Annotated in this window: 11 protein-coding genes and 2 tRNA genes; 3 read left to right on the top strand and 10 right to left on the bottom strand. The window is 37.3% G+C overall.

What is annotated here, in order from left to right; translation table 11 throughout:
* Positions 1–113 precede the first annotated feature (113 nt).
* Entirely contained in the window at positions 114–1,466 is a 1,353-nt protein-coding gene (locus tag J6L97_RS07100) for a Mur ligase family protein (RefSeq protein WP_005718761.1), read from the top strand.
* A 77-nt stretch (positions 1,467–1,543) separates the two neighbouring features.
* Here J6L97_RS07100 and J6L97_RS07105 read toward each other — a convergent pair.
* Positions 1,544–1,616, bottom strand: a tRNA-Gln gene (locus J6L97_RS07105).
* 5 nt (positions 1,617–1,621) lie between these two features.
* Positions 1,622–1,693 (bottom strand) — tRNA-Glu (locus J6L97_RS07110).
* Positions 1,694–1,774: 81 nt separating this feature from the next.
* Here J6L97_RS07110 and J6L97_RS07115 point away from each other — a divergent pair.
* Positions 1,775–2,785: a serine hydrolase domain-containing protein gene (locus J6L97_RS07115; protein ID WP_057726800.1), complete on the top strand. Its 1,011-nt coding sequence runs from the start codon at positions 1,775–1,777 to the stop codon at positions 2,783–2,785.
* 108 nt (positions 2,786–2,893) lie between these two features.
* Here J6L97_RS07115 and J6L97_RS07120 read toward each other — a convergent pair whose 3' ends face one another.
* The 4 genes from J6L97_RS07120 to J6L97_RS07135 all read right to left on the bottom strand — a co-directional run bounded on the left by J6L97_RS07120 (position 2,894) and on the right by J6L97_RS07135 (position 7,386).
* Entirely contained in the window at positions 2,894–4,267 is a 1,374-nt protein-coding gene (locus J6L97_RS07120; RefSeq protein ID WP_057726801.1) for a DHA2 family efflux MFS transporter permease subunit, read from the bottom strand.
* A 118-nt stretch (positions 4,268–4,385) separates the two neighbouring features.
* The gene (locus J6L97_RS07125; RefSeq protein ID WP_054832884.1) at positions 4,386–5,723 is read right to left on the bottom strand and encodes a glucose-6-phosphate isomerase; all 1,338 of its coding nucleotides are present in this window, start codon (positions 5,721–5,723) and stop codon (positions 4,386–4,388) included.
* Between the two features lie 82 nt (positions 5,724–5,805).
* On the bottom strand, positions 5,806–6,663 hold the full coding sequence (locus J6L97_RS07130; protein ID WP_118992340.1) for an IS982 family transposase: 858 nt from the start codon (positions 6,661–6,663) through the stop codon (positions 5,806–5,808).
* A gap of 120 nt (positions 6,664–6,783) precedes the next feature.
* A complete protein-coding gene (locus tag J6L97_RS07135; protein ID WP_057726989.1) occupies positions 6,784–7,386 on the bottom strand; it encodes a VanZ family protein in 603 nt (200 codons plus the stop codon).
* 124 nt (positions 7,387–7,510) lie between these two features.
* Here J6L97_RS07135 and J6L97_RS07140 point away from each other — a divergent pair, with 124 nt between their 5' ends.
* Complete coding sequence (locus J6L97_RS07140; protein ID WP_191088334.1) at positions 7,511–9,709, top strand: LTA synthase family protein; 2,199 nt, start codon at positions 7,511–7,513, stop codon at positions 9,707–9,709.
* A 42-nt stretch (positions 9,710–9,751) separates the two neighbouring features.
* On the opposite strand, the gene J6L97_RS07145 is transcribed toward J6L97_RS07140, so the two are convergent.
* Genes J6L97_RS07145 through manA form a run of 4 tightly spaced genes read right to left on the bottom strand, consistent with a single transcriptional unit; the run spans position 9,752 to position 13,318 of the window.
* A complete protein-coding gene (locus J6L97_RS07145) occupies positions 9,752–11,206 on the bottom strand; it encodes a sensor histidine kinase (protein ID WP_057726987.1) in 1,455 nt (484 codons plus the stop codon).
* The gene (locus J6L97_RS07150; RefSeq protein ID WP_013086101.1) at positions 11,206–11,928 is read right to left on the bottom strand and encodes a response regulator transcription factor; all 723 of its coding nucleotides are present in this window, start codon (positions 11,926–11,928) and stop codon (positions 11,206–11,208) included. Before J6L97_RS07150 ends, J6L97_RS07145 begins: the two co-directional genes overlap by 1 nt.
* A 2-nt stretch (positions 11,929–11,930) precedes the next feature.
* On the bottom strand, positions 11,931–12,320 hold the full coding sequence (locus tag J6L97_RS07155; protein ID WP_005721386.1) for an SdpI family protein: 390 nt from the start codon (positions 12,318–12,320) through the stop codon (positions 11,931–11,933).
* Positions 12,321–12,355: 35 nt separating this feature from the next.
* A complete protein-coding gene (gene manA, locus J6L97_RS07160; RefSeq protein ID WP_057726986.1) occupies positions 12,356–13,318 on the bottom strand; it encodes a mannose-6-phosphate isomerase, class I in 963 nt (320 codons plus the stop codon).
* Positions 13,319–13,351: the final 33 nt, after the last annotated feature.

Raw genomic sequence — 13,351 nt, forward strand, 5'->3', positions numbered from 1 at the left:
AAGTCTTCGCCTTAATAGTATAGAGGAAAAAATAAATTTGTGTAGGTATTAAACCTCGTTTTCATCCTCGCTCTATGCTAAACTTAGACATAGTTTTAAAGTGAGGGATGTACATGAGTTTTAAATCAGGAATTGCTAAAGTTGCCGGTAAATCAAGCTATTGGTTTTTGCATAATGCCCTTAAGGGCGGCACCAGTTTCCCAGGCAAATTAGCAATGAAAATTGATCCAGAAGTTTTAAATTCTTTAGCCAAAGGCTATGAAACTGTTATTGTCACGGGAACTAATGGTAAGACAATGACTACTGCTTTGATTGTTGAAGCTTTAAAGAAAAAGTATGGTGATGTGTTAACTAATCCATCTGGTTCCAACATGCAACAAGGAATCGTGACCGCTTTTTTGGCTCACAAGCACAAGAGAGTTAAAAGAAAAATCGCTGTTCTAGAAGTTGATGAAGCAAATGTTAAAATGGTGACCAAATTACTTCATCCTAGCGTCTTTGTATTAACCAACATTTTCCGTGATCAGATGGACCGTTATGGTGAAATCTATACCACTTATGACAAGATCGTTAATGGTATTAAATTAGCACCTGACGCTACAATTATCGCTAACGGAGATGCAAGCATTTTTTCATCAGTTGAATTGCCTAATAAGAAAATTTTTTATGGCTTTAAACTTCCTGATGACAAACCTGAAAACGACTTCAAGGCTCCAGTCAATACCGATGGTGTTCTTTGTCCAAAATGCGACCACATTTTACATTATCATGAACGTATTTATGCCAACTTAGGTGACTTCTTCTGTCCTAACTGTGGCTACCACCGTCCTGATTTAACTTTTACAGTTAACAAGATTATTGATCAAACACCTAATAGCTCAACGTTCCAAATGGGCAACAAGCAATATTCCATTAATATTGGTGGTACTTATAACATTTATAATGCCTTAGCCGCCTATTCTGTTGCACGCCACTTTGGATTAACTGAAGCTGAAGTTGCTCAAGCTTTTGCAGAAAATAAACGGATCTTTGGTCGTCAAGAATTAATTCACTATGGCGATAAGGATATCGATTTAATTCTAGTTAAAAACCCAGTTGGTTTGGATGAAGTCTTGCACATGCTTAATACAGAAAAAGATGATTATTCACTAGTTGCCTTGCTTAATGCCAACCACGCTGATGGAATTGATACTTCTTGGATTTGGGATGCTGATTTTGAAGGATTAGACAAAGAAAAGATTAAAAAGATCCTCGTCGGTGGTCAACGCTGGCATGATATGGGCTTTAGACTTGAAATTGCTGGCTTTGATCCAGGACAAATGAGTACTAATCCAGATGATGATAGCCTAATTGAAGAAATTAAAAAACTGCCAACTAAGAAGGTCTATATTCTTTCAACTTATACTGCAATGCTTGCACTTAGAAAGAAGATGGCCGAAAAGAAAATCATTAAGGCTGGTATGTAAATAGAAAGGATTCCCGCGGGAATCCTTTTTTGTGTACAAAAAAAGCTGTAGCTCTAATGCTACAGCCTTTCTAATTATTGGGATATTGGGGCTCGAACCCAAACATCCAGGAACCAGAATCCTGTGCCTTACCAATTTGGCTATATCCCAGTAAATCACCCGTACGAGAATTGAACTCATAACTCCACCTTGAGAGGGTAGCGTCTTAACCATTTGACCAACGGGCGAATCAACATTTATAATTATGCTTTTTTCTTCTATGCTTGTCAAGTAATTTTGACTATAATAATGCTAATGGATGGTGAAACATGATCGACTTTAATAAAACACAGCATTTAATTGAATCAATGGTTTTTGAACGCGTTGTTCCAGGCGTCAATTACACTTTTATCAAAAATAAGCAAATTTTTACATCAACTACTGGTTTTGCTAGTATCTACCCAGAAGTTACTCAGCTGAGCCCTTTTGCAGAATACGACCTAGCTAGTTTGACTAAGGTTTTAGCAACAGAAAATGTCTTGCTTAAGCTTTATGACCAAGGCAAACTTAACTTTACTGAGCCCTTGCAGCAATTTATTCCTGAATTTAAAGACCCGCGTGTACGCCTTTATCACTTGCTAACCCATACTAGTGGCATTCGTGGCTGGATCCCCCACCGCGACAAACTAGATCATGATGCCTTACTACAAGCAATTATCAATCTGCCAGTAACTGACGAATTTGAACACAAGATGCGGTATGCCGATACAAACTTTATCTTACTTGGATTAGTTATTAAAAAGATTTTTGGTAAACCTGTCCAAGAAGTAGTCACAGAGCAAGTCCTCAATCAAATGCCGCTTGAAAATACTACTTTTTCACCACAAAAGGATGATTGCGTGCCTACTGCCCTAGTTGATGGCCATGTCTTGCAAGGTATTCCACATGATCCTAAAGCTAGACAACTTGGAATAGATTGCGGTTCTGCTGGCTTATTTTCCAATCTTCAAGACTTAGTTACCTTCGCCCAAGGTTATTTAGGACTAAAGGATGTTTTACCTTATAGTCAAAAGACTGTCAGCCAGCTATTTGATAATAAAAATCCCCAAGGCATAAAACCACGCTCTTGGGGATGGGACCTTCGGTTTGATCCAAAGCAAAATTATCCGATCATTTTGCACACGGGTTTTACTGGTACTTTAATTATTCTTGATCGCATCAAACGCTCTGGTCTAATTTTATTGACCAATCGAGTTCATCCGACTGGACACAACACTGTTTTCTTAGCTATGCGCGAAAAAATTATCCGTAGTTTTATCAACGAAAACGCCAAAATATAATTTATAGAAAAAAGACGGCTGTGTGTCAGTCGTCTTTTTATCTCTCACTAAATTTCATCATCCGTCTAGTATTATAACTTATTTTAACGCTAATGTACTAGTCAAATATTATTTTTCTGCTTTAAACATTTTCCAGTAGCTAATTAAAATGATCAATGCCATTAACAAGGTAAAGTAAAAGGCCGCCTGACTACCTTGAGCTGTCGCTAGTGCGTAGGACGTTGCACCCTTTTTCTGCCAGATCGACATAATTGCTGCTAAGATAGTCGTTCCTACAGAACCGGCTAATTGCTGGCTAGTCTGACAAACTGCAGTTGCATCGGCGCGCAATGCTCCTTTTTCCACCTTTAAAGCTTCAGCTAGCGTGTTAGAAAATGACATTCTGTGTCCTAACATCATGATGCCATAAATAATAATGATCATCATCACAGTCAAATTTAAGCCAAAAATAGCAAATAACAAGCAGCTGATCGCCATTAAGAAGCCACCTAAATAAAGTGGCAATTTAGCTCCTTTTTTATCATATAGGCTACCAAAATATGGATTGAGTAGCCCTGCAATAATACTACCTGGTAGCAAAATCAAACCACCAACTAAAGATGTTTGCTTTCCGACAATTTGGATGTAGTTAGGCAATACAAAACTGATACCAATATTATTAAATTGCAATAAAAAGTAAGCTAACGCACCATAAACAAACGCTTTTTGCTTAAATACGGCTAGATCTAACAATTTCTTGGATGATTTTTTAGATAATCTAACAAATAGCCAAATTAAAATTGCAGTCACAATTAATAAAATCCACATTAAAGGATTAACAAATCCATTACTAATTTGATTTACGCCTAATGTCAAAGTAATAAATGCTATAGCTAAAACGATAAATGATAGCCAATCAAAACTATTTTTAGTTTGTTCATGATACTTACCGACTACAAATAGCCCGGCAACAAAAACAATGATCGCAAAAATTGTAACAAAACCAAAAATCCAGCGCCAGTTAAGATAAAAAGTAGTGATACCGCCAAATGCTGGTCCTAAAGTCGGTGCCATAGCTACTACTAAGCCGGCGATTCCCATGTAAACGCCCCATTTTTCGCGAGGCATAACTTCGGTTACTAAGTTAAACATCAACGGTGTACTTAATCCTGCACCTAGAGCTGAAATCAGCCGACCTAACAGTAAAATAGGAAAATTAGGTGCTACAGCACTAATTACGCTTCCAATCATAAAACCAACGCAAGCAACAATAAACAATTGCCGCGCAGTAAAACGTTCATTCAAATATGAAGAACAAATCATAATAATCGCAATCGCCAATAAATATCCTGTTGTCGTCCATTGAATTATATCCAAACCGACACCAAATTGCTTCATCATCGTAGGAAAAGTGACGTTTAAACTAGTTTCCGTCAAAATTCCGACAAATGACATAAATGCAGCTGATAATACTGCTAAAACATTTTTAGTATTCTCTTTCACACAAAAATCCTTTCCACAAAAAAAGAAAGAGCAAAAAACCTTTGTTTCCTACTCTTTCTTTAATTAGCACAGCTAATTATATTAATACGCATACTATCAAATATGCTGAGTATTTTTATTAAAGACGCTTAGTTAAATCGTCGTGTAAATCTTCGTAACCTGGTTTGTTAAGAAGACCAAACATGTTACGTTTGTATTCTTCAACACCTGGTTGGTTGAATGGGTTAATGCCATTCAAGTAACCTGAAATAGCAATAGCTAATTCAAAGAAGTAAATCATGTAACCTAAAGTGTGTTCAGATTGATCTGGAATGTTAACAGTCATAACTGGAACACCACCATCAGTGTGAGCCAAAACAACACCTTCATAAGCACGATCGTTTACGTAGTTCAAGCTCTTACCTTCCAAGAAGTTAAGTTGGTCAAGGTTCTTTTCATCGCCTGGGATCTTAACATCATGACGTGGATTTTCAACACGGATAACAGTTTCGAATAAGTTACGTAAACCTTCTTGAATGTATTGACCAAGTGAGTGAAGGTCAGTAGTGAAGTTAGCGCTTGATGGCCAGATACCCTTGTTGTCTTTACCTTCTGATTCACCCATCAATTGTTTGCACCATTCACCAAACATTCTAAGACTTGGTTCATAGTTTTCAACAATTTCAGTAGTGTAACCCTTACGGTAAAGGATGTTACGAAGTGCTGCGTATTGGTATGGAGTTGCCTTTGACAAATCAGTGTCAGTGTAATCAGCACGAGCGTCTGCTGCACCCTTCATCAATTCATCAATATCAGCACCAGCTGCAGCAATTGGAAGTAAACCAACAGCAGTAAGAACACTGTAACGACCACCAATGTCATCTGGAACTACAAATTCTTCATAACCTTCAGCATCAGCTTCAGTCTTTAAAGCACCCTTTTGACGGTCAGTAGTTGCGTAAATTCTCTTAGCAGCTTCTTCTTTACCGTACTTCTTAATTAACTTATCTTTAAAGATTCTAAATGCTACTGATGGTTCAGTAGTAGTACCTGACTTAGAAATTACGTTAATGCTGAAGTCCTTGTCGCCTAACCATTCAATTAAGTCGTAAAGGTATGAACCTGAAAGTGAGTTACCACAGAAGACAACAGTTGGCATATCGCTGTCAGCCTTACCATAGAAGTTACTGTTCAAGAATTCAATTGCAGCTTGTGCACCAAGGTATGAACCACCAATACCGATACAAATTAAAACATCTGAATCGTTTTGAATCTTCTTGGCAGCCTTCTTAATACGAGCGAATTCATCCTTGTCATAATCTACTGGCAAGTCAAGCCAACCACGGAAATCGTTACCAGCACCGGTACCTTCACGGAGTTCAGTGTTAGCAGCATTTACCATAACTTGCATTTCACTTAATTCATTTTCGTGAACAAATGGAGTTAATTTACTACTATCAAATTTAATTAAACTCATAAATCTGCTTCCTAACTAAATAAAATATTTTTCACAAACCTATTTTAACAATCTTGATTTATAAATACCAGTACGCGTGGTGCTAGTTAAATCTTTCTAGACAATAAGCCAAATTATAAGCTAAAATTGCAATTTCCAACCGGCTTTGAAAGCCTATCAGACTACGTGCTCGATTGTTCTCGGCATTGTAATAGGTCAGAAGCGAAAAGTCGCTTTCAATTGTTCTGCGAATAGCCATCAATTGATGATCATTGTGCTTTTTAGCTCCTGTCATATTTTTACGATATGGTGTCCAAAGTTCATAACCCATTTGTTTTAGCTGTTGATGCAGTTCTTTGCCTAAATAGCCTTCGTCGCCAAGAAGATAGTAATTAGATGGATGTGCATTTTCCATCAGTTCAACTGTCTCCTTGGCATCATGAACTGATGCTTTTGTTACGACATAATCAAGAATGTAACCGTCATCGCTAACAATGGCATGAACTTTGAAACCATAGAAGTAAATTTTCTTGGTGGCCTTATAACCAATGTTGGCATAACCGCGAAAAATTTTAGCACGATAGTTGCGAATTGGTTGGCAAACAGGTACCGGAAAGCTGTCAATGATCAAGAAATGTCCATTCAGGTCAACCTTTTTATTCATTTCTTGCCGTATCTGATAAATCAATTGCAATAGCTGACGTGAACGCCGATTAAAACGTGAGTGTGATAAACAATTGAAACATTCACAGAATCTTCTTTGTGATTCAATTCCTGTCTTAGCTTGCCAGATAAGTAAAGCCAAAATCAGACTGTCCGTAGTTTTAATTTGATCAATATTTCGCCGATGAGTAAACTCAGCCGGTGCATACAAACGATACCAGTGCCGACAAATTATCACTAAATCTTTAAAACTAACTTGTAAATGGTGGCTAAAACGCTTAAGCTTAAGGCAGTTCAATCAGATCAGACTCTTTTCTATTATTACTATTTACAAGTCGAGTCTAACAAGATTGGACTTTTTTATTAACTAAAACGATTTAACTAGCACCACGCGTATACCAGTACATTATAAGCGCATTCAGGCTTTTTTGACAATTTTAAAAATCACATAACCCAAAATTGCTCCACAAGTATTGAAGAAAACATCATCAATATCGCTAACCCCCGTCACCAGCAAAAACTGCAGAGTCTCAATTCCCACTGAAAACAGCATCCCCATCAGTACCGTCCTTAAAAACGTTGCTCTTTTTGAAAAAACAATGGGGAAAAAAATGCCAAACGGCACAAAGCACAAGACATTGCCAAAAGAATTATAAAAGAAATCCAAATGACTGGGAGCATAGACTAATTTCCAAGTTTCCTTCATGAATACCAAGTTAATATCACTCAATGGCCTAGAGAAATTAAAGTCAAGCTGCCACGGAAAGTAGGTATTTCTAAAAGTTGTCAGCATCAAAACTAAGATTATGTAAAAAGAAAAGCCCCAAACGCTAGCTTCAGACCTAATTGATCTTCTGCGGCGCACCAAAAGAAGCCAAATTAAACGCAATACAGCAAAAATTAAAAAATAAAATATTGTTTTATCCAGCGCTAATAAGGTTAATTTAACTAATGCAAAGTGGTTAATATTAGTTGCATACTGTTTAGCTAAAAAACTATAAAGTGGGCCCAAAAATAGCATACTTTGCCTCTTTCCAAAATATTCATTATAGATTATACCTATTTTCACGGCTGGAAAATCTTAAAAAAAAGATAACTCTTAGCAAATTATTGTTTTAAAAGAGGTGAACCATTAAAATTAAAAGATGTTAAAGGAGCATTATATGGAAAAAAAGAAAATTATCAGTTTTATTCAAACACGAACGGGCTTTTTAACCCTTTTAGTTGTTTGTTTCTGGCTGAAATATATTTTTGCAGCTTATTTTGATTTCAATTTAGGCTTGAGCGACCCGTATCAACATTTCATTATGTGGCTCAGTCCCGTAGGGTCCGCCATCATTTTAATCAGCTTCGGTTTTTATATTCCTAAACCGCTGATCTCTTACATCACAATGTTAATTTTAGACTTTGCCAATACGGCATTGCTTTTTGCAAATATTATCTACTATCGTCAATTTTCGGACTTTTTAACAATTAAAACGATGTCTAACGTTGGTAAAGTTTCGCAGGGTCTAGGTAAAAGTACCGTTGCCCTTCTGCATCCAACAGATATTATTATCTGGATTGATTTGATCGTTATTGTTACTTTACTGATCATTCATAAAATCAAAATTGATCAAAGATCTTACGGCTTATCCACCCCATTTGCGATTACCTCAGTAGGCGCATTTGTCCTAACCCTTAACATTTTTTTGGCAGAAACCTCTCGTCCGCGCTTATTGCGCAACACTTTTGATCGCTCCTATGTCGTTAAATACCTTGGTATTGACACCTTTACCGCTTATGATTGCTTCAAGAGTGCGCAAAATGTTCAAGTCACTAAAAATGCCAACGCTGCAGACTTGAACCAGATTTTAACTTTCACCAAAAAACAAAATGCTGCTCCATCTTCCTCATATTTTGGTATTGAGAAAAACCGCAATGTGATTATCATCCACTTAGAAAGTTTCCAGCAATTTTTAATTAATCTTAAGGTTAATGGCAAAGAAGTGACGCCGTTTCTAAATTCACTTTATCAAAATAAACATACGCTCAGCTTTAACAACTTCTACCACCAAGTTGGTCTAGGTAGAACCAGTGACGCGGAAAACATGCTAGAAACTAGTACTTACGGTATTCCCGACGGATCTTTATTCACTTCTTTAGGTTCGGAAAACACCTTTCAAGCTGCACCGCAAATTTTGCGTCAAGATGGCTATACTTCCGCTGTCTTTCACGGCAACGTCGGTAGTTTTTGGAATCGAAATGATGTTTATAAAAATATGGGCTATAATTATTTCTTTGATAAAAATTACTATAGCTCCCAAAGTAAAGATGCAAGCGGCTATGGGTTAAAAGATAAGCTGCTTTTTGCCGAAAGCGTTAAATATTTAGAGCAGATGCAGCAGCCTTTCTATGCTAAGTTCATTACGGTAACCAACCACATTCCGTTTAACTTAGATAAAGAAGACAAGGACCCTAACTTTAAGACTACAAACACTGCCGACCAAACTATCAACAATTACTTTGAAACTGCCCACTACCTAGATGAGGCATTGCGTGAATTTTTCCACTACTTGAAGTCTTCTGGTCTTTACAAAAACTCAATGGTAGTCATTTATGGTGATCACTATGGGTTAAGTAATTCTGAAAATGAAACCTTAGCACCAATTATTGGTGAAAGCTCTGACACGTGGAATACTTACAATAATGTTCAAATGCAGCGTGTTCCATTCATGATTCATGCCAATAATTTGAAAGGAAAAATTAATCATGAAATTGCTGGTGAAATTGATGTCTTGCCAACACTGATGCATTTGCTCGGTATTAACAATAAAAACTATGTCCAATTCGGTAGCGACATGCTTTCGCCTAAAAGACAAAATTGGATCGTCTTTCGTAATGGGACCATTGTCAGCTCCAGATATATCATAGTTGGTGCTAAAGGAATCAAAGGTACCGTTTATGACCGAGTTAGCGGTAAACAAATCATTAATTTTACTCCTCAAGAGAAAAAAGAAATCTCTGAGCTAGCACAAAAGGCCAAGGCATCATTACACTATTCTGACTTATTAAACAACCACAATTTGTTACGCTTCTACACCCCAACTGGCTTTGTCCCTGCTGATCCAACCCAATTTGATTATTCCGTCAATTATCAAAAAATGATCGCTATCAGAAATGAATTAGCTGGCAATTCCACCTCGCTTTATAGCAGACATCGCGGTACAACTACTAATCTTTACCGTACTGATGCCGCTGAACTAAAAGATAAAAAACAAGAAATTACCCAAGTTCCTGACAGCGTTAAAAATATTAAAGAGAATACGAAAAACAAAAACAGTTCAGAAAATACCAATAACTAAAAAGAACGCACAGACCTTTCAAAAAAACTGTGCGTTCTTTTTTTAGTTTTTAGCTACAAACTGTTCATAGCCCTTGTCATAAAAGGTCACGGTGAATGTGGAACCTTTACCTGGTGCGGAAAATACTTCTACTTTGCCACCATGTTGCTTAATCAAAGAAGAAACAATCGCAAGTCCCAAGCCTGATTCGCCAGTTCCCATTCGAGCACGCGATGGATCAGCCCTGAAAAAGCGTTCAAAAATATACTTAGTCTGATTCTTGCTCATGCCAATACCATTATCCTTAACCGATAATTGTGTTCCATGCTCTATCCGTTTACCCGAAATAATAATTTTGCCATCATGAGTGAATTGAATCGCATTTTGAACTAAGTTAACCATTACCTGGGTAAAACGGTCACGATCTGCATAAATAGGCAACTGATCAGGTGCCTCTACAACCAGCTCATCGTTGGCTTTAGTTGCATTTTGTTTTAATTGCGACTTCAAATCATGCAGAATAATTGTGGCATTAAAGTTAGTCTTAACCAGCATAATTTGATTATTTCGAATCTTTTCATAGTCCAAATTTTCATTGACTAACCGAATTAATCGTTTAGTTTCGCGCTGCATTAACGCGATTGACTTCGGTTTAGAATCCTCTGGGATAGCATCGTATTGCAAGCCCTCTAGAATGCCATTAATTGTTGTCAATGGCGTCCGCATTTCATGAGCAGCATCAGCCATGAATTGGTCTCGTCGCTCTTCTTGAGCCTTAACCTCTTCGTTCGACTGCTTCAAAGCCTGCACCATTTTATTGAAATTCTCAGCCAATTGATCAATTTCATCGCTATCTTTATGCTCAATTTGCACATTAAAGTTACCTGATGCAACTTTTTGCGTAGCACGTGATAATCGCTTAATTCGTTTAGTTGAATAATAAGAAATAATAAAGCTCAGCAACAATCCAACCGCTACAGTAATTAACAATGCACGCAACAAATTGCGTTTAGCCATTAAAATCGGTCGCTCAACATGCTTTACTCTCGATCCTATCCAAACAATGCCAACAAGATTTTTGCCATTCATCCATGGAACCAAAACCCCCGTGTAGGCATCCTTAGTTGAACTAATCGGTGAATTTTCATTATGATTATTTTGAATTCTAATCTCTTGCCCATTTTTTAAAGTAGTAAAAACTTCTTGCGAAAGCTGAATTCTAGCCTTTGTTTTGGGATAAATCTGCTCATTTTTATCATTAAAAATACGTAAATGAGCATCATCACCACGAAGAACATATTCTAATTGATTCAAGAAGTTATTGCTAAGTAATGCAGTTCCATTTTGGCTATCAGCTTCCGCCAAGTTTCCCAAAGAATTAGCATAGCTTTCCATCCGCTGGTAGTTTTGCGTATAAGCTTGATTACGCGCATAACCAATCTCCGAGTAACCAATAATCGAGATAGTTGTCACAATAATGAGTAAGAAACTCAACATATTTTGGTAAATTAATTTCATTATTTGACCTGCGAATCATCAAACTTGTAACCGACGCCCCAGACAGTTTGGATCACCTTGGCACCAACCTTCTCTAATTTCTGTCGAAGCTTTTTAATATGAGCATCAACAGTTCTTTCTTCACCATAATACTCATAGCCCCAAACTAGTTCTAGTAATTGGTCACGAGAAAAGACTTGTCTAGGCTTTTGTGCCATTGTATACAGCAAATCAAATTCTTTTGGTGTCAAACCCATTACCGGCTGATTATCAAATAAAACTTCTCGTCTATTTTTTGAAATCTTCAAATGATCGGTCGTAATCTCATAGTCTTGATTATCTTCTTGAGTATGAGCTGGTTCTTCTTCCATCATCACGCGGCGATGCAAAGCCTTAATGCGGGCAATCAAAGCAATTGGGCTAAATGGCTTAGTGACATACTCATCAGCTCCGATACCTAGCCCCAACACTTGATCTGATTCACTGCCACGAGCAGTAAGCATAATAATTGGCACTGTCGGCGAAATTGCCCGTACCTCTTTAGCTACTTGAATCCCATCTTTTTTTGGCAAATTCAAATCTAACGTAATCAGATCATACTTATCCGCGTTCTTTTTAAACATATCGACGGCTTCGACACCATCAACAGCAATGTCTTGTTGCCAACCTTCTTTTTTGAAAAACATTCCCATCATTTCAGCTACGGAAGTGTCATCTTCGACCATTAATATTCTCAAACTCATTATCAATCCCTAAACCCTTTTGTTCTCTTATGCTTCACTTGATCAGGATCGACATAGTCATGTGGCAATTCATGTCGTTTAGACAAAAATGTTTTCAAACTTTTTTCGGTATAAACAATTGGCAATAAGATAAATAAATAAAATGTTAACAGCCAAATGAGAAAATAGCGATCCCAATTCAAATAGTGAATGATTACTCCTAACAGTGCTTGAATAAACCCAAACAGGATACAATACCAGCTTGCCCGTTTCTGAGCAAACTTAAAACTATCCTGGTTAACTTGCGCAAGATAAGATAAATAGCCATAAATTCGGTTGGGCCTTTTGGCTGGCGTAATCAGCCAAATCAACCCTACCGCCACCATAACTAAGCCACAAGCGACATAGATCACGATTTCTCACTCCTAATTCTGATAAATTTAAACGGTTATTCCTCACCTGGTGCAGACATAACTATTCTCATTTTACCAGTGAAAGTGAAATTCTTCATCTCATTTGGAATAATTAAATTAGTTCCCATCTTCAAATCATATGACTTGCCATCAGCTTCTAATTTTCCTTCGCCTTTGATAACGGAAACTAACAGGTATGGATGATCCTTTAAGCCGGTCTTCCAAGTACCATCAAGGTCAATTTGCCACAAATAAAAGTGTGGTGAAAGTGGTGGTTCAACCAATGTCTTAATTTCTGCATCTTGATCTTGGCTAGTCTTAACATCTAACTTAGGATCAACATGGGGAACAGTGGTCACATCAATTGACTTTTGAGTATGAAGCTCACGCTTTTTACCATCCTTGCCCACACGATCGTAGTCATACAAGCGGTAAGTTACATCACTTGACTGTTGAGTTTCAATTACTAAGCATCCCTTAGTTAAAGCATGAATTGTACCTGCTGGCACATAGAAGAAATCGCCTGCTTTAACCGGAACTTTTCTGAGCAACTTATCCCACTCACCTTTGTGGATCATATCAGCTAATTCTTCACGGCTTTTTGCATGATGACCATAAATAATATAAGCACCTGGATCAGCTTGCATTACATACCAAGACTCAGTCTTACCAGAATCATTTTCTACTTTGCGAGCATAATCATCATCCGGGTGTACTTGAACTGATAAATTATCATTAGCATCTAATAATTTTACCAATAATGGAAATTCCTTGGCCTTAGGGTTGCCAAACAATTCCGGATGCTTCAAGTAAACATCCCGCAATGACATTCCCTTAAGTGGCCCATCTGTTACAGTTGACGCGTCATCCTTGTAACCTGAAATAATCCAAGCTTCTCCAACTTTTCCTTCTGGAATATCATAGTGAAAAATATCATCTAATTTACGTCCACCCCAAATTTTTGGTCTAAAGTATGGGGTTAAAAATAATGGTTCCATTTAAATCACCTCAATTAAAGTATAAACTTTAAG

It is taken from the genome of Lactobacillus crispatus (assembly GCF_018987235.1).
In the GTDB taxonomy this organism is placed as follows: Bacteria; Bacillota; Bacilli; order Lactobacillales; family Lactobacillaceae; genus Lactobacillus; species Lactobacillus crispatus.

What these genes read in the sequence shown, in the direction of transcription:
- J6L97_RS07100 (WP_005718761.1), top strand. Translation starts at nt 114, where the DNA reads ATGAGTTTTAAATCAGGAATTGCTAAAGTTGCCGGTAAATCAAGCTAT.
- J6L97_RS07115 (WP_057726800.1), top strand. Translation starts at nt 1,775, where the DNA reads ATGATCGACTTTAATAAAACACAGCATTTAATTGAATCAATGGTTTTT.
- J6L97_RS07125 (WP_054832884.1), bottom strand. Translation starts at nt 5,723, where the DNA reads ATGAGTTTAATTAAATTTGATAGTAGTAAATTAACTCCATTTGTTCAC.
- J6L97_RS07135 (WP_057726989.1), bottom strand. Translation starts at nt 7,386, where the DNA reads ATGCTATTTTTGGGCCCACTTTATAGTTTTTTAGCTAAACAGTATGCA.
- J6L97_RS07140 (WP_191088334.1), top strand. Translation starts at nt 7,511, where the DNA reads ATGTTAAAGGAGCATTATATGGAAAAAAAGAAAATTATCAGTTTTATT.
- J6L97_RS07145 (WP_057726987.1), bottom strand. Translation starts at nt 11,206, where the DNA reads ATGAAATTAATTTACCAAAATATGTTGAGTTTCTTACTCATTATTGTG.
- J6L97_RS07150 (WP_013086101.1), bottom strand. Translation starts at nt 11,928, where the DNA reads ATGAGTTTGAGAATATTAATGGTCGAAGATGACACTTCCGTAGCTGAA.
- manA (WP_057726986.1), bottom strand. Translation starts at nt 13,318, where the DNA reads ATGGAACCATTATTTTTAACCCCATACTTTAGACCAAAAATTTGGGGT.